The organism is Streptomyces sp. NBC_00669 (genome assembly GCF_036226785.1).
Lineage (GTDB): Bacteria > Actinomycetota > Actinomycetes > Streptomycetales > Streptomycetaceae > Actinacidiphila.
In genome coordinates, this window is the sequence record NZ_CP109018.1 from 8398443 (window position 1) to 8420342 (window position 21900).

Genomic DNA, 21900 nt, shown 5'->3' on the forward strand with positions numbered 1-21900 from the left:
CGCTCATCCGCCCGACCGGGTCAGCCGCACCTCCTCCACGCGGGACGGCCGCAGCAGCACCGGGCCGAGCAGACCGGACACCTGCGCGTCGCCGTGGGCGTTGGCGCCGGTGTTCGTCACCCGTACCCGTACGGTGTTCGCGCCCGCGTGCAGCGCGTCGGTCACGTCGAACCGGTAGGGCGCCCACAGCCTGGACGGCAGCGCGACACCGTTCACCTCGACCTCCGCGACATCGCGTACGGCGCCGAGGTCGAGCGCCCACCGCCGTCCGGACAGCGTGGCCGCGGGAAGCGTGAAGGTCCGCTCGTACGACGCCGCGCCCGACCACGACGGGTCCAGCTCCGTCCACGAGCCCAGCGGGCGGTCCGCCGCCGGTGCCCCGCCGGTGTCGAAGCGGAAGCTCCAGTCGCCGTCCAGCGCCACCGCCGCGAGCGGGTCGGTGACGTCCAGGCTTCCCGCGAAGCGGCGGCCGCCGTCCTGCGCGGTGACCCGGACCGTGCCCGGCGCCGTCACCTGGACCGTCGCCACCGCGGCCGCGCCGCGCACCCGCACCTGCCGCACCGGGACGTTCGCCGCGATCGCGTGCGCCGGATCACCCCCGGACGGCTGCCGGAAGACCACCAGCACCGCCTGCCCGGCCTCCAGCGCGAGCGGCACCGCCGTACCCCCGCCGCTCCGGCCGGGGAACGCCGCCGGGTGCCACACCCCGGCGGGCGCCGCCGCGCCGGTGTCCGGGTCGCAGACCAGCGGCACCCCGATCGCCGGGAAGACCGCGGTCGACTCCACCGCCGCCGCGTGCTCGTTGTTCACCAGGAACGACTCCTCGCCGCCCTGCGCCAGCCGCAGCACCCGCACCTCCGGCACCGGCGGCGTCAGGACGGCCGCCGCCGCGCCCGCCGCCACCACCCGCGCCGCCGCGGCCGGGGCGTCCGCCGCCCGCAGCGCCCGCTTCGCCCGGCGGCCCGAGAACAGCGCGGACAGCGCGCCGGCCAGGTCCGCGTCACGACCGGCGGCCTCCTTCGCCGGCAACGCGCCCACGGCCACCAGCGTGCCGCCGCCGTCCACGAACGCCGTCAGCGCCGCAACGGCCGCCAGCGACAGCAGGGGAGTCTCCGGCAGCACCGCCACCGCGTAGCGCCCCTGCCCGACGGCGAGCGCGCCGCCCGATGTCCGGGCGTGCTCGATCAGCGCCGGGTCACCGGTCAGCGCACCCTCGTCCACGAAGTCGAAGTCGACCTGGCGGTCCTCCAGGGCGTGCACCGCGCCGATGAACGCGTCGTCGATCGCGGTCCGCTCCGGCCGGTCCTGGTACGCCTCGGCGGCCCGCTGCGGCTGGAGCAGCGCGGTCCGCGCCGCCGGGGTGCCGCGCGCGGCCTGCACCAGCCGCCCGATCCACTCGTTGAGCGGCGCCGACACGTTCCACCACGGGTTCTCCGGCTGGAACGGCGGCGCGAAGACGATGTCGCCGGAGTCGGAGAACCGCGCGTGCAGCAGCACCTTGTTGATGCCCCGCACCACGAACGCCCCGATCACCTGGCGGGTGAAGGACGGCGTCACCTGCCAGCCCGCGGCGCCCATCGCCTCCAGGTAGACCCGCTCCCTGCCCACCTGGTGGGCCGCCGACGCCGGCCAGCGCGGCAGGGTGCGGTAGTAGCCGCGCTGGAACTGGTCGGAGATCAGGTCGGTGCCCGGCACCTGCGCCCACTGGTGCGCGGTGTTGAGGTTGCCGGTGCTCTTGATCTGCTCGGCCGGACCGTACTCGTCCCACAGCGGGTTGGAGATCAGCTCCAGGCCGTGCCGGCCGGTCCAGGTGCCGATCCCCTTGTAGTAGGCGTCGGAGAAGCGGTTGGACACGGCCCGCCAGAACAGCCCGCGCAACTCGCCGCCGTGCTCGCCGAGATCGGTGAACACGGCCGACAACACGGTGCCGAGCCCGGCGGGTCGGGGCTTCCCGCCGTCCTTTCCGGCGGCCTTTCCGCTGCCGTGGCCGGTGCCGCCGCGCCCGGTGCCACCGTGCCCGCTACTGCCGGCGCCTGCCGCCGCGTCGCGGGCGAGTTCGCCGGCCAGCCGGTCGATCTCCGCGGCCAGCGTCGGCGACCACGGCACCTGCGCCCACTCCGCGGACGCGGACGCCACGAACGGCTCGTCGTCGGCGAAGCCGCGCAGCACCCCGCCGACCGCCCACGGGAAGCGCCGGACGTACTCGCCCGGCACGGCGTCCATGAACAGGCCCACCGCCTCGTCGTCCATCAGGTCCAGGTAGTCGCGCCGGCTGCCGCCGGAGTCGGCCAGCGTGCGCACGCTGAACACGTCGAGCTGCCACCGGCCTTCCGGCACCGTCCACACCGCTCCCGCGCCCACCGAGCCGGTCAGCTCCACCGTCCGCGCCACCGCGTCCCCGTCCGCGTCCAGCGGGCGGGCCGAGGCGGCGAACGTCTCGCCCAGGTCGGAGGGCACCGCGAAGTCCAGGACGGCGGAGGGGTCGTCGAACGCACCCGTGTACCACCGGCCGCCGTCCGCGCCCGTCACGGTCAGCGCGGCCCAGGACGAGCGCTGCGTCGCCGTCGCCCGCACCCCGACCGTCCCGGCGGGATGCGAACCGTCGGTGACCGGGCCCAGATCGGTGCCGTCCAGCGACGGCGTGATCCGCTGCCCCTCGACGGTGACCTGGAGCCGGTGGTCGGCGCCGGGGTCGAACCCGGCCACCGCGGTGCCGGCGCGCAGCAGCGAGAACGCGCCGCCGGTCTGCCGCCACACGTCCACCCCGCCGTCGGCCCGCAGGTCCGCGAGGTAGCCGTTGTACGCGTCGGCGCAGCGGACCATCAGCCCGGCGGTGCCCGACTCGACGCGGACCGTGCCGGACACCGTGTAATCGCCCCAGCCGGCACCGTCCTTGAGCACGCGCACGCCGTCGTACGCGGCCGCGTCCACCACGAGCCGGCCGCCGGCGACGGAGAGCGCGGCGGCGGCCAGCGGCACCCGGGCGCCTCCGGTCACCTGACTGCCGGTGTGCACCACGCACTTGGTGCGCAGGTCGGGGCGCGGCCGGTAGGTGCGGGTGCCGACCGTGCCGCCCTCGGCCACGAGACCACCGGCCCGGCCGCTGGGGAAGAAGTCGTCGTTGAAGAGCCAGATCCGCATGCCGTGCCGCTGGGCCTCGCGCAGGGTGTGCTCGACCACCGCGAACCAGTCCTCGGTGAAGAACGCCGGCTGGAGCGCGCCGGTGTCGAACGGGAAGACCAGCACCTCGCTGATGCCCTTGGCACGCAGATCGGCGAGCGTGGAGTCGATCAGGTCGTCGGTGACGGCGCCGTTCCAGAACCACAGGACCAGCGGCATGCTGTCCGCCGGCGGATCGGCGAACCTCCCCGTGGAGAAGGCTCCGTGGGTGGTGCCGGGTGCGGTGCCGGGTGCGCTCGCGTAGGCGGGCTGCCAGAAGCTCCCCACGGTGCCGGCGGCCGCGGCGGCCGCCGCGACCTGGAGCACCCGGCGCCGGGAGACGGGTGGACGGGCACTGCCGCCGGACGTCGGACAGCCGTCGTCGTTCATCGGATTCCCTCCGTGGAGCATGCGTCCGACACACCGGCCCCGCGCGCACGCGGCCCCGGATGTACTCCGCCGGGCCGCCTTTCCCGGCGGACGGAATGAAATGATTCAAACGAATCGTCAGGGACGCTAGGGCAGCGGCCGGGTGGGCGTCAATGCTCGTGCGCGGATCGGTTGATGGGGTCGGCGCAGTTGAAGGCGTGCCGAGTGGTGTATGCCGGTCCGGTCCGGGCCGCCCGCCGTTGGGCCGGGGCTGGGTGTGGTGGCGGTGGGAAGGCGGGTGCGGAATTGAACGATTCAGTTCAGTGGCGGGGGTGAGGCCCCGACGGGCGCGGGGTGTGGGGCGCAGGGTGCGGGGGAAGCGTGTGCGGGGGGTACCGCGTACGCGTCACGCCGGCGCCGTCCGGCCCACCGTGCGCGGACCGCCCCGGTCAGCCGTGGGCGGCGCGGGCGCGGAAGGCGTCGGCGATGTCCTGGCGCAGCAGGTGGCCGAATCCGGCGGAGCGCAGGCGCTGCGCCAACTCGGCTTCGGTGAGGCCGAGTTCGGTGGCGGTGGCGCCGAAGTGCCAGTCGTTGGCGGCCAGCCGGCTGAGCAGGTGGCCGCGCCGCACCTGGGCCTCGGACAGCCGGAACGTCTTGAGGTAGGCGACGCGCCCGTCACGGGTCGTGATCGCCTCGCCGATGTGGTTCTCCCGGCGCGGCAGGAAGGCCGGCCGGAACCGTTGGAGCGTGAACGGACCTGCCCGGTAGACCCGTTGGGCGCGGTACTCCGTGTCCAGCAGCCCCGCGGCCATGGTGCCGTCGTGGAACTCCCGCCAGCCGCGCTCCTCCCGGGCGACGGCGGCGCGCAGTTCCGGCAGCGACCCGGGCTCGCCGAGCGCGGGCCTGAACTCCGGCACCGGCGAGCCGAACAGGGCGTACTGGTGGACGAGTTCGCCGTACAGGTCGAGCAGGAGGGTGTCGTGCAGGGCCCGGTAGTCCTCCGGGTGGGGCACCGCGAACACGGCGGCCAGCGCGTCCGCGACGTAGACCGCCGTCCCGCACTGCCCGGGGTGCACCTCGAAGATCCGCAGCGCGTCGTCGAGTCCGCTCACCTCGGCGCCGCGGTACGCCTCCTCCGCCCGCGGCGACAGCCCGCGCCGCAACGCCTGCCGGGACCACTCCGCCCAGGCGATGGACGGACCGCCGAAGTGCAGGCTCAGATAGCCCTCCAGCGCCAGGTGCAGCGGCAGGAACCGCAGCCGGTGCTTCGCCTCGCGGCGGGCCATCCGCCGGTGCAGGGGGAGCGGCACGCAGGAGAGCGGCGGCTCGCCGTGGCCCTTGCCGCCCGCGCGCCCGCCCCGGCCCGGTGCGCCGCCGCCGTCGGGCCCGCCGCGCAACTGCGTGCCGTACGCGGCGGCCGGACCGGTGTGCCCGGTGTCGGCGCCCCAGTCCGCGACGAAGCCGTGCGGGATGTAGGAGGTGTACGCGGTGCGCGGGCCGACGGCCACCACGCCGTACCCGTCGCGGTACAGCTCGGCGTGCAGCCGCAGCCCCTCGACCGGCTCGGCCCGCAGCAGCGGGACGAGCCGGACACCGCCCCACACCTGGGCGGGGCCGGGTTCGAGGCCGGCCAGGTCCAGCCGGAAGGTGCCGCTCATGCCGTGCCTCCGGCGGTCTCGGCCGCCCCGGCGGCGGGCTCGGCCGGGAAGCGCTCGGGCGCCGCCGCCAGGAACTCCGCGACCCTCGCGTCCAGGTGCGCCCGCAGCCGCGGCAGCCCGGTGCGCCCGGTGGCGAACGCGGCCAGCTCGACCAGCGCCGGCAGGTCCTCGGCGTCGCGGATGCCCGCGGTCGGCACGGCGGGGGACAGCCGGCGCACCTCGAACCCCCGCGCGTCGTACACCGGGTTGAGGTGGACCACGTCGGTACGGCCGGCCGGGTCGATACGGGTGCGCCACACCCGCAGCACCTCCGCGGCCAGGCCCGGCGGCGCGTTGTCGAAGCCGTCGGAGACCACCAGCAGCAGGTCGGGCCCGGTCTCCAGCGCGTCCAGCAGCCGGGCGCCGAGCGGGGTGGGCCCCTGCGGCCGGGCCAGCAGCGCGTCCGTACGGCCCGAGGTCCACAGCGCCCGGTACGAACCGGCCAGCGCCGCCAGCAGGAAGTGCGCGGCGAGCGCGACCGCCAGCGGCCGGCGCCGCTTCTGGCCGGACGCGTACGCGGAGTACGAGTCGTCGAGCACCGCCGTCACCCGGCCCCAACTCCCGGCCCGCGCACCGGCGGTGCGGCGCGCGGCGGCGGTCAGGGCGGCGGTCAGCTCGGCCCGCCGCTCCACCCGGTCCGGGGCCGGCAGCCCCAGGACGTAGGAGGCGAGCCGGGTCAGTGGCATCCGGGCCAGGTCGGTGCGGACCGCCTCGGCGCCGGCGCGCTTGGCCGACTCCTGCAGGCGCAGCCGCTCCAGGCGGGTCAGCCTTGGCGCGATCCGCTCCAGGAACACCTCGCGGGCGATGCCGTGCCGCGCCGCGAACCCCTCCGCGACGGTGAACGGCAGCTCGTAGAGCGCCGCCTGCTCGTAGCGGGCCCGGCGGCGCGCGTCCAGCAGCGGGTGGCGAAACCGGGTGCGGCTGCGCGGCGCGAACAGGAACGGCCCCAACTCCTCGGTGGCCGAAGGCAGATGGGTGTGGCGCAGGGCGCTCTTCACCCCCGCGCGGTACTTCACCGCGTCGAACGCCGGGTCGGGCCGCGTGGCGAGCCAGTCCCGGATGATCGCCCGGGTACGGCGGTTGTTCACCCGGGCCGCGCGCAGCTCGGCGAACAGGGCGTACACCCGCTGCGGCGGGAGCAGTTCGAGCCGCCGGGCGATCAACGCGCCCTCGGTACGGCGCTGTTCGGGGCCTGCCTCGCCCGCGGTCTCCAGCAGGTGCCGGACGATCAGCGCCGCGTTGTGGTCGTTGACGCCCAGCGCGAGGGCGGCCGCGTACAACTCCCGGTAGTTGCCGAGCATGTACGCGTGCAGGAAGTCCAGGGACATCCGCTGCCGGTCCGCTCCGCTGTGGAACTCGCGCTGGCCGGTCGCCGTGACCGCCGCGTTCACGAACAGCAGCACGTCCTCGGCGGCCACCAGGCCCTCCGGCGCAGCCGGCACCGCGCACCCCCTCCATGGCGACGGACGCCGGCCGGGGTGTGAGGGCGCGAGCTGCGAATCATTGCTTTACAGGCAGGTTCCGGAAGTCGCACCGGAGTCCCGCGGCCGGCCCTCGTACGGTAACAGCAGGGGTCCGCGCGGCTCTCCCGCATTTCGCCCGCCAGCCCGCCGGGTCCGACCCGCGTCCGCCCCGGGTTCGCCGCCGCGCCGCCGCCGTACGACGGCCGGGTTCGTACGGGCGCCGGGTGCGGGCTACTCGGCGGTGCGCGGCGCCGGTGCCGGCGGGAACTCGGCCTTGCGCAGGCGGTACACCTGGAGCCGCAGGTCGTAGTACTTCTCGGTCTCGCCGACCCACTCCATGCCGACCCGCCGGGCGGTGGCGGCGCCGCGCTCGTTGCGGGGGCGGACGACGGCGAAGATCTCGTCGACGCCCGCCTCGAACGCGTAGTGAGCCACGGCGTGCCCGGCCTCCGAGGCGTAGCCCTGGCCCCACGCGGTGGGGGCCAACTGCCAGCCGACCTCCAGGTCCACGCCGTACGGGGGCAGCGGGAGCAGGGCCGCGCCGCCCACCAGCTCGCCGGTGTCGCGGCGGGTGACGGCCCAGCGCCCGGCCGGGGGTTCCATCTCCTCGCAGTTGGCCCGCCAGCAGGCGAGCAGGTCGCGCATCGCTTCGGCGTCCGGGGTGCGGGTCATGGCCGGGGCCAGCCAGCGGGTCACCTCGTCGGCGCCGTACACCGCGAGGGCGCCCGCGGCGTCGTCGTCCTGCCACGGCCGCAGGACCAGCCGCGGAGTCAGCACGCGTGCGCCGTCGACCTCGACGCGGTATTCGCTGTCGGCCACGTGACGCCTCCTGCGTGATTCGGGGGACTCGGCGGATCGTAGCTCACCCGGGTGCACCTGGCCGCACCCCACCCGCGGTGCGGGCCGCCGAGTGCCCCTTTTGACGCATCGCCCGCGCCTCGCGCGGCCGGGTCCGGGCTACGCCCCGGGTGCGCGGCGCCCGACCGGCGGGGCGGTCAGCCCGGCCAGCACGAAGGCGACGACGGTGCGGGTGTCGGGGAAGGCGTGGTTCTCGGCGGCCGTGCGCGCCAGCGGGCGCCCGTAGACCTCCAGCACCAGGGCGGACGCCAGCGCGCACCGCTCGGTGACCTCCTGCGGGGTCAGCTCGGGCAGCGCACGGCCAAGCCGCACCTCGAAGGGAGCGGGGGTGTAGGGCGTCGAGACGTTCGGGAGCTGGCCGGCGGGCAGCGCCGTACGCGCCAGCAGGTGCACGAGCACGCGGCCGTCACGCGTCCCGACCAGCTCGGCGAACGGCTCGACGAGCCCCGCCGCCAGGTCCTCGGCGCCGGCGCCGTCCTCGGGCACGCGGTCCCACCAGGACCGCCACACCGGGCTCAGCTCCTGTTCGAGCAGTGCCGAGATCAGGCCCTCGCGGGAGCCGAAATGGTAGTGGACCGCCCCCGGGTTCAGCCCGGCCGCCGCGTTCACCGCGCGCAGCGAGACCTGGTCGGCGCCCTTCTCCAGGAACAGCGTCTTGGCGGCGGCGAGGAGGCGTTGCCGCGTCGTGGTGTCCGGATGACTCACGGAGCCATTGCACCACAGGTGACGTGGGTCATGACGTCATCCAATCAGTGATTGAACTACGATCGAAAACGGTGACGGGACGCCCGTGACCGACAAGCACCATCACGGTCGCCACGGTGACCGAGCACCGCACGAAGGAGATTCACCATGGGTACATACGCCGTCACCGGCTCGGCCTCGGGCATGGGCGCGGCCAGCGCCGCCCGGCTGCGCGCCGCGGGACACCGCGTCATCGGAGTGGACCTGCGGGACGCCGATGTCGTCGCCGACCTGGGTACGGCCGAGGGCCGGGCGCACGCCGTCCGGGAGGTCATCCGGCTCGCCGGCGGCCGGCTGGACGGTGTCGCGGCGGTGGCGGGCGTCGGACCGCAGATGCGTGACGCCGGCGTCGTCGCCTCGATCAACTACTTCGGCCCGGTGGCCCTGCTGAACGGGCTGCGCCCGGCGCTGGAGGCCGCCGGCGGGGGACGCGCCGTGGTGATCAGCTCGAACTCCTCGACCACCGTGCCGATGATCGACGAGCCGCTGGTGGAGCTGATGCTCGCCGGCGACGAGCAGGCGGCCCGGGAGCACGCGCGGGCCGGGCAGGGCGGGTTGCCGGCCGAACTCGCCGCGAACAGCCCGAGCATCAGCGCGTACGCCACCTCGAAGTTCGCTCTCTCCCGGTGGGTGCGGGCCACCGCGGTCGTGCCGGAGTGGGCACGCAGGGGCATCACCCTCAACGCCATCGCCCCCGGCGCCGTGATCACCCCGCTGATGACCGGCTCCACGGTGAAGGAGGAGGACCTCGACCCGGACGCCTTCCCCACCCCGATGCCGCTCGGTGTGTTCGGCCACCCCGAGGACATAGCCTTCTGGGTCGACCAGTTCCTGCGCCCGGAGGCCCGGTTCACCACCGGCGCCCTGCTGACGGTCGACGGGGGCACGGATGCGGCGATGCGGCCGGACTCCCAGCCGACGGTGATGCCCGCGCGCCGGCGGTGACCGGCCGACCCGGGTGCCGGTGCGCGCCGGCCGCCACCTGACCGATGTCGGGCGACCCCGAGCGAGCCACCCGGGCGGACGGTGCCGCCCGGGCGAGCCACCCGGGCGGACCGTGCCGCCCGGGTGGACCGGGTGCCGTCAGCGACGTGCGTCGGACCGCTTGCGGTGCAGCGTGAACTTCTCGAAGACCGAGAGCTCGCCGGCGGGCTTGTCCACGTTGTAGTACGTGACGTGCAGGCGGGTGGTGTCGCCGGGGAAGCGGCCCGGGTCGACGGTGAAGGCCGCGAAGCCGTACGGGTGCTCGATGTCGCGCACGCCCGTCCAGACCGCCTCCTCCTTGACGTAGGTCGGCGCGCGCTTGCCGCCTTCGGGGCGGCTGTCGGCCACCGCCGTGAGGACCTTCGCGGTGCCGTCCTTGAAGAAGGACTGGTTGGTGGTGCCGGAGACACCGCCGCCGCCGAGCACCATGTGCACGGTGCCCAGGCCCGTGTCGATGTCGTCGGTGCGGGTGGACGCCGGGTTCGGGGTCAGCGTCTCGCTGCCGCTGACGACGCCGCGCACGGCGAGCGACCGCTCGTAGTTGTGCTCGTGCCCGCAGACGACCAGGTCGACCTGGTAGCGGTCGAAGAGCGGGCCGTACTTGGCGCGCAGGCCCAGGTCGGCGCCGTTGGCGTCGGAGGAGGAGATCATCACCTGGTGCATGGCGACGACCACCCAGTCGATCTCGCGGTCCGCCCGGGCGGCCTTCAACTCCCGCTCCAGGAAAGCGAGCTGGCGTCCGCCGGAGTAGCCGTTGATGTAGAGGTCGCCGCCGTCCTGCAGGCAGTTGTCGTCGTTCTGGAGCACGATGACCCGCACCGAGCCGGCGGTGAACGCGTACCACAGGCCGGCGAGTTCGGCGTCGGTCTCGGTCGACGGCAGCGCGAAGTACGTCTGGTAGGCGCCCAGTCCGATCGGGCCGTTGCCCGACTCGATCTCGTGGTTGCCCGCGGCGGGCATCCACGGCCGGAAGCGGGCCGAACGCGTGTTGTTGGTGAAGAAGTTGTTCCAGGTCCGCACCCGGTCCAGGTCCAGGTTGGCGTAGCACAGGTCGCCGTTGAGCAGGTGGAACAGCGGCGCGACCTGCTCGATGCCGGTGACGATGTCCTTCGTGGCGGGCGTGGAGTTGGCGTCCAGCGCCACGGTGCCGTCGGCCGCCCAGGTGACCTGCGGCGCCGACTGGTCGCCGAAGCTGGTGAAGGTCAGCGGCTGCCGGCCGCGCGGCGCGGTGGCGAAGGTGCCGCTGTCGGGGGTGGCACCGTCGTGCGAGACGACGTAGAAGTACTGCTTGCCGGGGGAGAGCCGGTTCAGTGCCGCGTGGTGGACGTAGACCTTCCGGCCGGACTTGCCGTCGGCGTAGACGCGGGTGACCGCGTCGGCGCCCGAGCCGAGGCCGTGGTCGAGCGTGCCGTACATCACCCGGGGCCGCTTCACCGGGGCGTCGGTCAGCCAGGAGACCACCATCTGGGTGGACGGGTCCTTGCCGAACGTCAGGTGCAGGCCCTGCACCGGCGGCGCGCCGCCCGCGTCCGGCGACGGGTGGAAGGCCGGGGCACCCGCCGGCGCGCTGCCCGGGGCCGACGCGGCGGCCGGCGTCGCGGTCAGCAGCGGTGCGGCCACCGCGGCGGCACCCGCGGTGCCGAGCAGGCCGACCGCGGTCCGGCGGCCGATGCGCGGACCGGACGAGGACTCCGGCGAGGACTCGGACGACGACGGCTCGGACGGGTCCAGCGGGTCCAACTGTGCGACCATCATGGCTCCTTGGCGCGGATGCGGTGCGTGGAGGTGCTGAGCGGTGCCGGTGCCACCGGTACGGCGCGGTGACATCGGGCAGACTCCCGCCCGGCGGCGACGGGCAGTTGAACGGCGCCTTGCCGGACGGCGACGGAACCCACGGTGACGGGCCGGTCGCGGCGTCCGGGGCTGGCGTCGGCGGTCGGGGCGGGCTGTTCAGGACGTGGACGTGGTCACGGTGGTGGTGCGGAGGGCGTGGAGGTGGGTGAGGGTCTGGGTGGGGGTCAGGGCGGTGTCGCGCAGGTTGTCGTAGCTCTGGCGGAGCTGTTCGACGTCGTCGGGGTCGTCGGTGAGGTGGCCGGTGAGCGTGCTGTGGGCGTGGGCGAGGGGACGGCCGACGCGGAAGGAGAGGAGTTGGAGGGGGCCGTGGAGGACGCGCGGACCGCCGCCCAGCGGGAGGATGTGGAGGGCGACGGCGGGGTGTTGGGCGGCGGTGATCAGGTGGTCGAGCTGATCGGCCCAGGTGGTGGGGTGGTGAACCGCGTGCTGGAGCACGATCTCGTCGAGGATGGCGCGGTAGTGGACCGGCGGGGACGCGGTGGCGGTCAACCGGGCCTGCCGCAGCTGGAGTTCTTCGAGGCGGGCGTCGAGTGCCCGGAGGTGGTGGGGGCCGGTGGCGGCGAGTTGCTCCTTGGCGTAGGCGGGGGCCAGGAGGAGGTCGGGGATGGCGGTGAGGGCGTATTCCTGGATGGTGGTGGCGGTGGCTTCGAGGCTGGCGATGCCGCCGGCCGCGAGCTGCTTGGCTTCGCGTTTGGCCAGGTGCCACAGCCGGACCAGGAGGTCGCCGGTGTCGTAGAGGCGGTCCAGGGCGACGGCGACGTCGAGGGTGCCCAGTCGTCCGCCGGTCTCCAGCCGGTGCAGGTAGGACTGCTCGTAGTGGCACTGGTCGGACAGTTCGGTGAGAGTGAGTCCGGCCTTCGCGCGCAGCGCGGCGAGTTGGTGGGCGTACAGGGCGCGGGCGGTCATCTCGCCGTTCGCGAACAGCGGCGCCGGAGTGCGGGGTTTCGTCACGTGGGCCTTCACCGGTGGGTGCCTGTGGTGCGGGACCGGTGGCCGGTCCAGTCGGAGCGGGCGGCGATGAGTGTGGGGCGGACCTGGTGATCGAGGCGGTCGGCCAGGGTCCGGAGGCTGCCCGCGAGGTGGCCGAGTTCTTCGGGGTCGAGGTCGGTGAGCCAGTACTCTCCGGCGAGGTGGAGGTTGGCGACGGGGACGCGGGGTTCGGGGTCGGGCGCGTAGGGGTTGCAGTCGATGCTGGTGTGGAGGACTTCCACGGGCGTCGGGTGCCGTTCGGAGTTCGCGGGGGAGTAGACGCGTAGGACCTGTCCGGGGAAGCGGACGTGGTGGTTGATGTCGGCCAGGCGCGCGGCCAACTGGTGCGGGGGCACGTCGTGTTCGCTCGGGTCGGTGCTGGCCCAGTCCGGCAGGTGGCCGATGGCGGTATCTCCGGTGGTGGTGGTGATCGTCCACCGCCGGGCCGGCTTCAGCTTCGGGTTCTGCGGGGTGGCGGGGGCGGGTAAGGCGGTGGATGAGGGGACGGCGTTCATGGTGCAGGGTTCCTGTTCGTGGTCGGGCGGTGGAATCGGGTGGCGGCGCGGCGCGGACGGGCGTCGGGTGGCCCGGCCCGGCTGAGCGGGCGCCGGATCGGGGTCGGTGAAGCGGCAACGGTTCTCACGCGCTCACCGCCTCGACGAAGCCCGCGACAACGGGCTGTCCCGTGCGATGCGAGGGCGGTACCCGGCGGGGAGAGGGAGTGCGGCCCAGACGACCTTCCCTTCGGGCCGGGTCAGCGCGGCGCCCCACTGCCCCTGGGAGAGACCGGCCACCACCTGGAGCCCGCGTCCGCCCTCGGCGTCGAACGAGACGGGCCGCAGCACCGGGCGGGCCCTGCTCTGATCCCACACCCCGAGGTGCAGCCGCGTGTCGGTCAACCACAGGGCCAGGGCGCATCGCCGTACGGTCGACGGCCGGACCTGCCCGGGCCCGAACGGATCGGCACAACTCCCGGCGTGGCGAACGGCGTTGCTCGTCAGCTCGGTGACCACGGTCGCAGCGTCGAACACTACGTCTTCGGGGAGCCGCCAGCGTGTGAGCGTGTCTCCGACGTGGCTCCGAGCGCGGCCGACGGCGGAGGGTTCGCACGCCAAGTCCAGCCTGCTTCGACGGAAACTGGGCGCCATGGCCAACACCTCTCACCGGTTCACGAGTTGAGGGGCACACGCGGTGGTAACAGGAAATGACGATTACCGTACGCTGAGTTGCGAGCGCCTGGATGCAACTGTGGGGTATGAGCAACGTTTCTGGCAACCTGATCCGGAAAAGTTGGTTTCCGGCTTGAAAATTGGCATATGCCAGCAACGTTGGCGGCGCTACCCTGCAACCCACACAAGAGAGGCAGGCCGATGGCGGAAGCAAGGCCCAACGTGCACCGACGCAGGCTCGGATCGGCCCTGCGGTCGCTGCGGACAGCCGCGGGGCTCGGGATGGAGGAGGCCGCGGACCGGCTTGGCCTCGCGGGGAAGCCCGCGCTGAGCAAGATCGAGAACGGCAAGCAACGTGTCTCCGGCCTCGGTCTGACCGCCTTCTTCGAGATCTACGGCGTCGACTCGGAAGAGACCCGCACGAAGATCAAGGTGATGGCGTCCCTCGCGGCCTCGGGCAAGCGGACGAACCTGCTGGACGAGTACAAGGAAGTAATCCAGACCGACGAGTTCGAGGACTTCCTGCACCTCGAAGGGATGGCGTCGAAGGCCGAGTCCTACCTGACCATGGTGCCCGGCCTGCTCCAGACCAGGGACTACGCGGCCTCTGTCGTCGAGCAGAGTCAGCAGTGGCCGTCGAAGCGGGAGATCGCCCGCTTCGTGGATCTCCGCATGGCGAGGCAAGCGGTGCTCACCCGCGAGACACCGCTCAGCATGTCGTGCGTCCTTGACGAGGCGGCGCTGCGACGCGTGATCGGCGACCCGGACGTGATGCGCGCGCAGCTCCAACGGCTCCTGGATGTGACCGAGGAGCACGCCCACGTAGTGATACAGGTGCTCCCCTTCGGGTCTGGCGCACACGCAGGCATGAACGGCCCGTTCCGGCTCCTACACTTCCCGGTGGGGCCGCCGGTTGCCGTCATTGAGACGATGACAACCTCCGTCTACCTGGAGGAGGATGGGGACGTGGGCAGGTACGAGTCGGCCCTCGAATACCTCCGCTCCCAGTCTCTCGACGGCCCGGCCTCGCGCCGCTTCATCCACGAGTTGATCAAGGACTACTACGCATGAACAAGCAGGTCGATCTCACCAACGCCACCTGGGCCAAGAGCGAGTTGTCCGATGCCGGCAACAACTGCCTGGAGGTCGCCTTCGTGGACGGGGTGGTGGCGCTGCGCGACTCCGTGGACGTGGGTGACCCCGACGCCAAGGTCCTGATCGTCTCCCGTCGGGACTACGAGCTGTTCACAGCAAGCGTGCAGGCCGGACAGAAGGACCTGCTCGCCTGAGCACATGTCGGAGGCGCCGGCCCTGGTTGTCCAACGGGGCCGGCGCTCACGTTCCGGCCTGAGCAGTGGCCGACCTTCGTGGACGCGGTCGTTGAAGGTCGCTTCCCGACCCTGGGAGTCTGACACCCCTGCGACGAGTCCACCGTGTCCCTCTCGCTGAAGGGCACCCTGCTGATTGAAGGGCACCGTGCCGCGCGGGGAAGGCCGCGCGGCCATCCTTGGGGTCCCGTCACGGAAGCATTTGCGGCTCCTGGCGCACGCGGAGGCGGGTTCACCTGTTTCCGGACCGCCCGCCGACCTCCCCACGTACGGTTGAAGGTCCGATCGACCCGGGGAGGCAAGACGTGGACCCGTCTCGTAGGAGCGTCCTGGGCGCTGCTCTGTTCTCTGTTGCCCTGACCATCCCGGATTGGCCGGATGCGGTGGGCCGTGCCGATGCCTTCGCAACCGGCAAGTCCATCCGCATCGGCATGGGCGAGGTGCACATGGTCTGGCAGATGACGGAGAAGGTCAGCGACCTGGACGACCGGTTCGGCGGCCGGCACGCTCGCCCGATGGCTGCGGCTTTCCTCGTAAGCACTGTGGCTGGTTACCTCAAGGCCGAGGCCCCCGGCCACGTTCGCACAGCGATGATGTCCGCCGCTGCGGACCTCTGCTACCTCACTGGCTACATGGCAGTGGATGAAGGAGTTCACGGCCTGGCTCAGCGGTACTACCTCAAGGCCCTGGAACTGGCCCGGGCCGCTGAGGATCACCTGACCTACTGCACGGCACTCCGGGGGATGTCCGTCCAGGCGGTTGACCTCGGACACGGGCGCCACGCCATGAGGTTGGCAGACGCGGCAGCAGCCGCCGCTCCTCAGGCCGGCCCCCGGATGCGGGCCTTCCTTGCCGGGCAGCAAGCACACTCCGCGGCGCGGCTGGGGAACGCGGCTGAGGCCCTGCGCCACATGAGTGTGGCCGAAAGGGCGATGGACGTAGCCGAATCCCCGTCCAAAGCCTTCGGCTCCTACGATCCGGCAGCGCTGATGTACCACGTCTCTCAGGTGCGGCACGAGTTGAACGACAGTACCGGGGCGGTGGAAGCCATGCAGGAGTCCACCCGGCTTGCCTTCCCCCACTACCGGCGCACCCGAGTGCGTCACCACAGCCTCACCGCTGAACGGCAGCTCGACATCGGGCATCTTGAAGCGGCCTGCCAGTCCTGGGATCGCGCCTTGGACGACTACCCCTTGGTCCAATCGGGTCGATGTGACGACAAGATGAGGGTTATGGTCGCCCGTCTCTCTCCTCATGCGAGGAACGCTCACGTGAAGGCGCTGTTCGAGCGTGCCAGGGCGACAGGTGTCACCATCGCTGCCTGAACTCCTTCACTCATGCATGAATTCACTTGAGCGTCCGTACGGGCAGGGATTGGTGGAGCGGGCTCGTGACCTGACGTCCCATCGGATATCCACTCTGTCGGTCGCCAGGTTGGCCACAGGTGTGAAACCGAACGGCCCGTCAGGGCGAGCGTGGCGACGCGAACCTCGGGCCGGTCAGGTCGTCGTACCCGTCGATGTACCGCTTCCCGGTGGGACCGCCGGTTGCCGTCATTGAGACGATGACAACCTCCGTCTACCTGGAGGAGGATGGGGACGTGGGCAGGTACGAGTCGGCCCTCGAATACCTCCGCTCCCAGTCCCTCGACGGCCCGGCCTCGCGCCGCTTCATCCACGAGTTGATCAAGGACTACTACGCATGAACAAGCAGGTCGATCTCACCAACGCCACCTGGGCCAAGAGCGAGTTGTCCGATGCCGGCAACAACTGCCTGGAGGTCGCCTTGGTGGACGGGGTGGTGGCGCTGCGCGACTCCGTGGACGTGGGTGACCCCGACGCCAAGGTCCTGATCGTCTCCCGTCGGGACTACGAGCTGTTCACAGCAAGCGTGCAGGCCGGACAGAAGGACCTGCTCGCCTGAGCACATGTCGGAGGCGCCGGCCCCTGGTTGTCCAACGGGGCCGGTGCTCACGTTCCGGCCCGAGCAGTGGCAGAGCTTCGTGGACGCGGTCGTTGAAGGTCGCTTCCCGACCCTGGGAGTCTGACACCCCTGCGACGAGTCCACCGTGTCCCTCTGGCGCCTCCCTTCCCAACTACGGTTGAAGGTCTGATCGGCTTGGGGAGGCTGGGTGCCTCGCGCCCGGACACCCGGACACCCGGACACCCGGGCACCCGGACACCCGGGCACCCGGGCACCCGGGCACCCGGGCACCCGGACACCCGCGCGCCCCATCAGCCGCCGCGGGCAAGCCTGTTCGCGGTCCGTACCTCGGCGCGCCACGCGGGCGACACCCGCCCTTCGCCGGCACTCGGTGGTCTGGGACCCACCCGACCGGGCTGCCGCGACCGGATACCGCGGCATACCCCCGCCCCGAGCCAAAGAGGTCTCGCGAGCCATGACCGAACTCAACCGGCGCCGCTTCCTTCAGATCGCGGGCGCCACCGCCGGCTTCTCCGCCCTGTCCGGCAGCATCACCCGGGCCGCCGCCATCCCGGCCGGCCGCCGCACCGGCACCCTCAAGGACGTCGAGCACATCGTCGTCCTCATGCAGGAGAACCGCTCCTTCGACCACTACTTCGGCTCGCTGCGCGGAGTCCGCGGCTTCGGCGACCCCCGCCCGGTCACGCTGCCCAGCGGCAAGTCGGTGTGGCACCAGCCGGACGGCACCGGCACCGGCGCCGGCGCGGGCGAGGTCCTGCCGTACCACCCGGACGCGGGGGACCTGGGGATGAAGTTCATCGAGGGTCTCAACCACGAGTGGACCGGCAGCCACGCCGCGGTCAACGGCGGCCGCTACGACCAGTGGATCGCGGCCAAGTCCGCCGCCACGATGGCCCATCTGACCCGCGAGGACATCCCGTTCCACTACGCGCTCGCCGACGCGTTCACCGTCTGCGACGCGTACCACTGCTCGCTGATCGGCGGCACCGACCCCAACCGCTACTACCTGTGGAGCGGTTGGACCGGCAACGACGGCAAGGGCGGCGGCCCGGTCGTCGACAACTCCGAACTCGGCTACGGCTGGACCACCTACCCCGAGCGGCTGGAGCAGGCCGGCGTCTCCTGGAAGATCTACCAGGACGTCGGCGACGGCCTCGACGCGGCCGGCGGCTGGGGCTGGATCGAGGACGCCTACCGCGGGAACTACGGCGACAACTCGCTGCTCTACTTCGACCAGTACCGCGACGCGAAGCCCGGCGACCCCCTGTACGACAAGGCCCGCACCGGCACGAACGCCAAGGCGGGCGACGGCTTCTTCGACGTGCTGCGCGCCGACGTCAAGGCCGGCCGGCTGCCGCAGGTGTCCTGGATCGCCGCCCCCGAGGCGTTCTCCGAGCACCCCAACTGGCCCGCGAACTACGGTGCCTGGTACATCTCGCAGGTGCTCGACGCGCTCACCTCCGACCCCGAGGTGTGGAGCAGGACCGCGCTGCTGATCACCTACGACGAGAACGACGGCTACTTCGACCACGTCGTGCCGCCGTACGCCGCCGCGCCCGGGCAGGGCGCCTCCACCGTCGACACCTCGCTCGAACTCTTCCCGGGCGACGCCACCTACGCGCCCGGCCCGTACGGCCTCGGCCAGCGGGTGCCGATGATCGTGGTCTCGCCCTGGAGCACCGGCGGCTACGTCTGCTCCGAGACGTTCGACCACACATCGGTCCTGCGCTTCATCGAGCGGCGGTTCGGCGTGCGCGAGCCGCAGATCTCGCCCTGGCGGCGCGCCGTCTGCGGCGACCTCACCTCCGCGTTCGACTTCTCCCTCACGCACGACCGGCCCGCGCACCTGCCCGGCACCGACGGCTACCAGCCGCCGGACTCCGACCGGCACGACTCCTACGTACCGGTGCCGCCCGCCCACCAGGCGCTGCCCCGCCAGGAGAAGGGCTCCCGGCCGACCAGGCCGCTGCCCTACGCGCCGCGCACCGACGCCGCCGTGACCGCGTCCGACGCGCGGATCACCCTCACCTTCGGCGGCGGCACCGGCGCGGGTGCCTGCTTCCACGTCACCTCCGGCAACCGCACCGACGGGCCCTGGACGTACACCACCGGCGCGGGGCACACCGTCTCCGGGCACTGGGACACCGGCACCTCCGGCGGGGAGTACGACCTCACCGTGCACGGTCCGGCCGGCTTCCTGCGCGCCTTCGGCGGCTCCGCGCACCGCACCGGCGCCGAGGTGACCGCCCGGCACGACGCCCTCACCGGGCAGGTCGAGCTGACGCTCACCAACTCCGGGCACACCGACCTCCGCTTCACGGTCCGCAACGCGTACGACGGGAAGCAGCGGATGCTCGTGGTCCGGGCCGGCCGCCGCGAGAACCACCGGCTGGACCTCGCGCGCTCCGGCCGCTGGTACGACGTGACGGTGCTGTCCGACCACGACCCCGCGTTCACCCGCCGTTTCGCCGGGCACGTGGAGAACGGCCGCCCGGGTGTGAGCGACCCGGCGATCGCGACGGTGTAGCCGGCCGCGGGCAGGGGCGCCGGTTTCTAGTGCAGCGATCGGCCGTTGCGGCGGGCGTAGGCGACCGGGGTGACGCCGAGGTGGCGCTTGAAGTGGCGGTTGAGGTGGGCCTGGTCGTAGAAGCCGACGGCCGAGGCGACCGCGACCGGCCGCTCGCCGGCGAGGAGCAGCCGCCGGGCGCGGTCGATCCGCAGCCCGGTGAGGTACGTGTGCGGCGGCAGGCCGTAGGTGCGGGAGAAGCTGCGGATCAGGTGGGTGGGGTGGGCGTGCAGGAGCGTGGTGGCCTCGTCGAGGGTGAGGCCGTCGGCGATCCGGGCGTCGAGGAGTTCCCGCAGCCGAGCGGCGAGCCGGTCCCCCTCGCGGCCCGGGGGCCGTACCCGGTGGGCGTCGAGGTGGACCAGCAGCCGCTCCCGCACGAAGGCGAGCCGTGACTGCGCTTCGAGCGCGTCGTCCTGGTCGCGCAGGGTCCCGTGCAGCCGGTGCACCCTGGCGCGCAGCGCCGGGTCGCCGAGGATCGGGCCGGCCACGGCCCTCCCGGCCAGCCGGGCGGGCAGCACATCCGTGCTCAGGTACAGCACGCGCTTGCGGAAGCCCGCCGGGTTGACCGTCCGGCCGTCGTGCGGGACGCCGGGCGGAAGGAGCACGACCCGGCTGGCGTCCGTCGCGCCGTGGCGGGTGCGGTCCAGCGCGAAGTCGACGACGCCGTCGTCCAGCAGCATCAGGTCCCACGTGGTGTGGGTGTGCACGGGGTAGGCGTGGTCCGTGAAGTGCGCGTGCAGCACTTCCGTGATGCCCGGCACCCCCGGGCGCCACGCGTCCACCTGATGGATCTCGGGGCCGTCCACGGCACCCCCTCTCCGCCACACGGGTCAGGAACGTACAAGACCCCCACCGGCCGGTTCGGCCACCCTCAGCCCATGACCGACCCCACCAACCCTGCCACGTCCGGGCCCGCAGCCGTGAACCTCGCGGCCAAGCTCGCTTCGTTCGACGAGCTGTGGGCGCAGCGGACCGTCGCCGACGTCAACGACTACGAGGTGAAGCTCGCGAAGCTGCACGGCGAGTTCGTCTGGCATCGCCACGACGACACCGATGAGCTGTTTCTCGTGGTCAGCGGCCGTCTGACCATCCAGTTGCGCGACGGCGACGTGGTCCTCGGGCCCGGCGAGCTGTTCGTCGTGCCCAAGGGCGCGGAGCACTGCCCCCGCGCCGACGAGGAGACCGCCGTCCTCCTCCTCGAACCCGCGGGCACCTCCAACACGGGCAGCGCCCCCGGCCCCCGCACGAAGCTCCCCCTCCGGCTCTGACCCTCCCCCCTGACCTGCCCCTGACCCCCGCACCGGCCCCGACCCCCGCGCCACTCCTGCCAGCGCCCAAGCACGCTGCCGGGGTCACCTCCGCCGCAGGCGCCCCCTGGCGGATCGGTCGTTGGCAGCCGACTACATTTGGTGACCGTTTCTCGACTCTCCGGGTTGGCGGGTGCTCGGAGCGGAACGGATGCAGGTGCCCTGGGGGGCGCCGGCTCACCGCGAGGGGGGCCAAGGGATGCGGCTGTTCCCCGGCAACGCGCCCTTCAGATCGGGATCGGCGTGCCTGGCCCAGTCCTCTTGCGCGTCCACCAAGGCGGGGCGGACTTCCTGGTCGAGGTGGTTCGCGACCCAGCGGAACGTGGCGGCGAGCCGGGTCAGGTCCTGCGGGTCGAGGTCGGTGAGCCAGCTGTCTCCGCACAGGTGCAGGTTGACCAGTGGGGTGCGGGGTTCGGGTGCTTCGGCGTGCGGGTTGCAGTCGAGCGTGCAGGAGAAGGTTTCCTCGGCGACGGGTCCCGGGGCCGGGCTGGTGGCGCAGTAGACGGGGATCGTGCGTCCCGGGAAGTGCCGGGTGAGGTGGATGTCGGCGAGCCGGTCCTCCCAGGCGTCGGGGGGTACGTTGTGCTCGCTCGGGTCGTTCCCGGCCCACGGGGGCAGGTGGCCGGTGAGGGTGCGCCCGTCGGTGGCGGTGAGGGTCCACCGCCGAGCGGGAGCCGGTAAGGCCGAGGACCCAGCCGAAGCGGAAGGTGTGCTGCTCATCTGATTCTCGTTCCTTGTCATTCAGGTGGACAGCGGCGATCGCCTAAGACGGCGGCCGCCGCTCCAGCGGAAAAGCCGTGGGCATACGGGGCGGGTCGTCCAGCTCCCAGCTGTGCCCGCCCGGGTGCCCCTCGAACTCGCTGCACGGGCTGTCCACTTCCCGCCCGGCCGGGCAGTCCGGTATCTCGATCACGGCGCTCGGGGTGCCGCCGTCCCGCCACAGCGCCCACAGCGTGCCGGCCTCCGGCCCGCGCAGGTTGAGCGCCGCACCGTAGTGAATCGGCCCTCGGTGCACCTCGATCGTGCACACGAGCGTCGCGAACATGTCCTCCCGGGTGTACGCGTACACGTCGTCCGCCTTCACCAGGCTGAGCACCGTACGCACCAGCTCGTCCGGCACCAGCGTCCGCCTGCCGCAGATGAAGCGCTGCGCGCGTTGGCAGGGTTCGGCGCCCCAGCGCTCGGTCAGACTCGCTACGAGAGCCAGGCCGCGCCCGTGCTGGTCGTTGACGCCGGACGCCCAGTGACGGGGGAGCCCCGGCCGGAACGGGGAAAAGCCCCGTGCGGCGGCTTCGGTGAGCTCTTCCGGGCTGTCGAGGGTCGGCGCGGGGGGCGACAGGCGGTCACCCCGACTGCGGGCCACACACAAGGCGTCGAGAAGGGCCTCGGTCAAGCGCGGCGTGATCCCGGCTGCCGCGTCGGCGAGGTCGCGGCGGCGCTGGTGCTCTGCTTCTGTACGGTGTGTCATCACCGTTCCTCTCACGCTGTG

At 72.7% G+C, this 21900-nt stretch carries 19 protein-coding genes and 1 pseudogene; 8 read left to right on the forward strand and 12 right to left on the reverse strand.

Annotated features, from left to right (window positions below; genetic code table 11):
- Window positions 1-3: 3 nt before the first annotated feature.
- The 5 genes from OG896_RS35425 to OG896_RS35445 all read right to left on the reverse strand — a co-directional run bounded on the left by OG896_RS35425 (window position 4) and on the right by OG896_RS35445 (window position 8251).
- On the reverse strand, window positions 4-3549 hold the full coding sequence (locus OG896_RS35425) for a glycosylhydrolase-like jelly roll fold domain-containing protein (protein WP_329371954.1): 3546 nt from the start codon (window positions 3547-3549) through the stop codon (window positions 4-6).
- 428 nt (window positions 3550-3977) lie between these two features.
- Complete coding sequence (locus tag OG896_RS35430; RefSeq protein WP_329371956.1) at window positions 3978-5186, reverse strand: ARPP-2 domain-containing protein; 1209 nt, start codon at window positions 5184-5186, stop codon at window positions 3978-3980.
- Window positions 5183-6667, reverse strand: a complete 1485-nt coding sequence (locus OG896_RS35435; RefSeq protein ID WP_329371958.1) for a hypothetical protein — start codon at window positions 6665-6667, stop codon at window positions 5183-5185. The genes OG896_RS35430 and OG896_RS35435 overlap by 4 nt, the downstream gene beginning before the upstream one ends.
- 252 nt (window positions 6668-6919) lie before the next feature.
- Entirely contained in the window at window positions 6920-7507 is a 588-nt protein-coding gene (locus tag OG896_RS35440) for a GNAT family N-acetyltransferase (protein ID WP_329371961.1), read from the reverse strand.
- A gap of 138 nt (window positions 7508-7645) precedes the next feature.
- The gene (locus OG896_RS35445) at window positions 7646-8251 is read right to left on the reverse strand and encodes a TetR/AcrR family transcriptional regulator (RefSeq protein ID WP_329371964.1); all 606 of its coding nucleotides are present in this window, start codon (window positions 8249-8251) and stop codon (window positions 7646-7648) included.
- 147 nt (window positions 8252-8398) lie between these two features.
- Between OG896_RS35445 and OG896_RS35450 the strand changes: the two genes are divergently transcribed.
- Window positions 8399-9235, forward strand: coding sequence for an SDR family oxidoreductase (locus tag OG896_RS35450; RefSeq protein WP_329371967.1), 837 nt, complete (start codon window positions 8399-8401; stop codon window positions 9233-9235).
- Between the two features lie 138 nt (window positions 9236-9373).
- Here OG896_RS35450 and OG896_RS35455 read toward each other — a convergent pair whose 3' ends face one another.
- The 4 genes from OG896_RS35455 to OG896_RS35470 all read right to left on the reverse strand — a co-directional run bounded on the left by OG896_RS35455 (window position 9374) and on the right by OG896_RS35470 (window position 13245).
- The gene (locus OG896_RS35455) at window positions 9374-11029 is read right to left on the reverse strand and encodes a purple acid phosphatase family protein (protein ID WP_329371968.1); all 1656 of its coding nucleotides are present in this window, start codon (window positions 11027-11029) and stop codon (window positions 9374-9376) included.
- 195 nt (window positions 11030-11224) lie between these two features.
- Entirely contained in the window at window positions 11225-12079 is an 855-nt protein-coding gene (locus tag OG896_RS35460) for a helix-turn-helix domain-containing protein (protein ID WP_329371969.1), read from the reverse strand.
- Between the two features lie 8 nt (window positions 12080-12087).
- The gene (locus OG896_RS35465; protein WP_329371971.1) at window positions 12088-12612 is read right to left on the reverse strand and encodes a DUF6907 domain-containing protein; all 525 of its coding nucleotides are present in this window, start codon (window positions 12610-12612) and stop codon (window positions 12088-12090) included.
- 132 nt (window positions 12613-12744) lie between these two features.
- On the reverse strand, window positions 12745-13245 hold the full coding sequence (locus OG896_RS35470; protein WP_329371972.1) for an ATP-binding protein: 501 nt from the start codon (window positions 13243-13245) through the stop codon (window positions 12745-12747).
- Window positions 13246-13413: 168 nt separating this feature from the next.
- Between OG896_RS35470 and OG896_RS35475 the strand changes: the two genes are divergently transcribed.
- The 6 genes and pseudogenes from OG896_RS35475 (at window position 13414) to OG896_RS35500 (ending at window position 19065) form a co-directional block, all read left to right on the forward strand.
- Complete coding sequence (locus OG896_RS35475) at window positions 13414-14337, forward strand: helix-turn-helix domain-containing protein (protein ID WP_329371973.1); 924 nt, start codon at window positions 13414-13416, stop codon at window positions 14335-14337.
- Window positions 14334-14555, forward strand: a complete 222-nt coding sequence (locus OG896_RS35480; RefSeq protein ID WP_329371975.1) for a DUF397 domain-containing protein — start codon at window positions 14334-14336, stop codon at window positions 14553-14555. The genes OG896_RS35475 and OG896_RS35480 overlap by 4 nt, the downstream gene beginning before the upstream one ends.
- A gap of 344 nt (window positions 14556-14899) precedes the next feature.
- Window positions 14900-15919 carry a transcriptional regulator gene (locus OG896_RS35485; RefSeq protein WP_329371976.1) on the forward strand — a complete coding sequence of 340 codons (1020 nt, stop codon included), beginning with the start codon at window positions 14900-14902 and terminating at the stop codon, window positions 15917-15919.
- Window positions 15920-16110: 191 nt separating this feature from the next.
- Window positions 16111-16299: pseudogene (locus OG896_RS35490) on the forward strand (Scr1 family TA system antitoxin-like transcriptional regulator); the annotation flags it as partial.
- Entirely contained in the window at window positions 16296-16517 is a 222-nt protein-coding gene (locus OG896_RS35495; protein WP_329371977.1) for a DUF397 domain-containing protein, read from the forward strand. The pseudogene OG896_RS35490 and the gene OG896_RS35495, both read left to right, overlap by 4 nt.
- Window positions 16518-16992: 475 nt before the next feature.
- Complete coding sequence (locus OG896_RS35500; RefSeq protein ID WP_329371978.1) at window positions 16993-19065, forward strand: phosphocholine-specific phospholipase C; 2073 nt, start codon at window positions 16993-16995, stop codon at window positions 19063-19065.
- A 26-nt stretch (window positions 19066-19091) separates the two neighbouring features.
- Here OG896_RS35500 and OG896_RS35505 read toward each other — a convergent pair whose 3' ends face one another.
- Window positions 19092-19910 carry a helix-turn-helix domain-containing protein gene (locus tag OG896_RS35505; RefSeq protein WP_329371980.1) on the reverse strand — a complete coding sequence of 273 codons (819 nt, stop codon included), beginning with the start codon at window positions 19908-19910 and terminating at the stop codon, window positions 19092-19094.
- 72 nt (window positions 19911-19982) lie between these two features.
- Between OG896_RS35505 and OG896_RS35510 the strand changes: the two genes are divergently transcribed.
- Window positions 19983-20372 carry a cupin domain-containing protein gene (locus OG896_RS35510; RefSeq protein WP_329371981.1) on the forward strand — a complete coding sequence of 130 codons (390 nt, stop codon included), beginning with the start codon at window positions 19983-19985 and terminating at the stop codon, window positions 20370-20372.
- A 216-nt stretch (window positions 20373-20588) separates the two neighbouring features.
- Here OG896_RS35510 and OG896_RS35515 read toward each other — a convergent pair whose 3' ends face one another.
- Window positions 20589-21131, reverse strand: coding sequence for a DUF6907 domain-containing protein (locus OG896_RS35515; RefSeq protein ID WP_329371983.1), 543 nt, complete (start codon window positions 21129-21131; stop codon window positions 20589-20591).
- A 43-nt stretch (window positions 21132-21174) separates the two neighbouring features.
- Window positions 21175-21879, reverse strand: coding sequence for a hypothetical protein (locus OG896_RS35520; RefSeq protein ID WP_329371984.1), 705 nt, complete (start codon window positions 21877-21879; stop codon window positions 21175-21177).
- Window positions 21880-21900 lie beyond the last annotated feature (21 nt).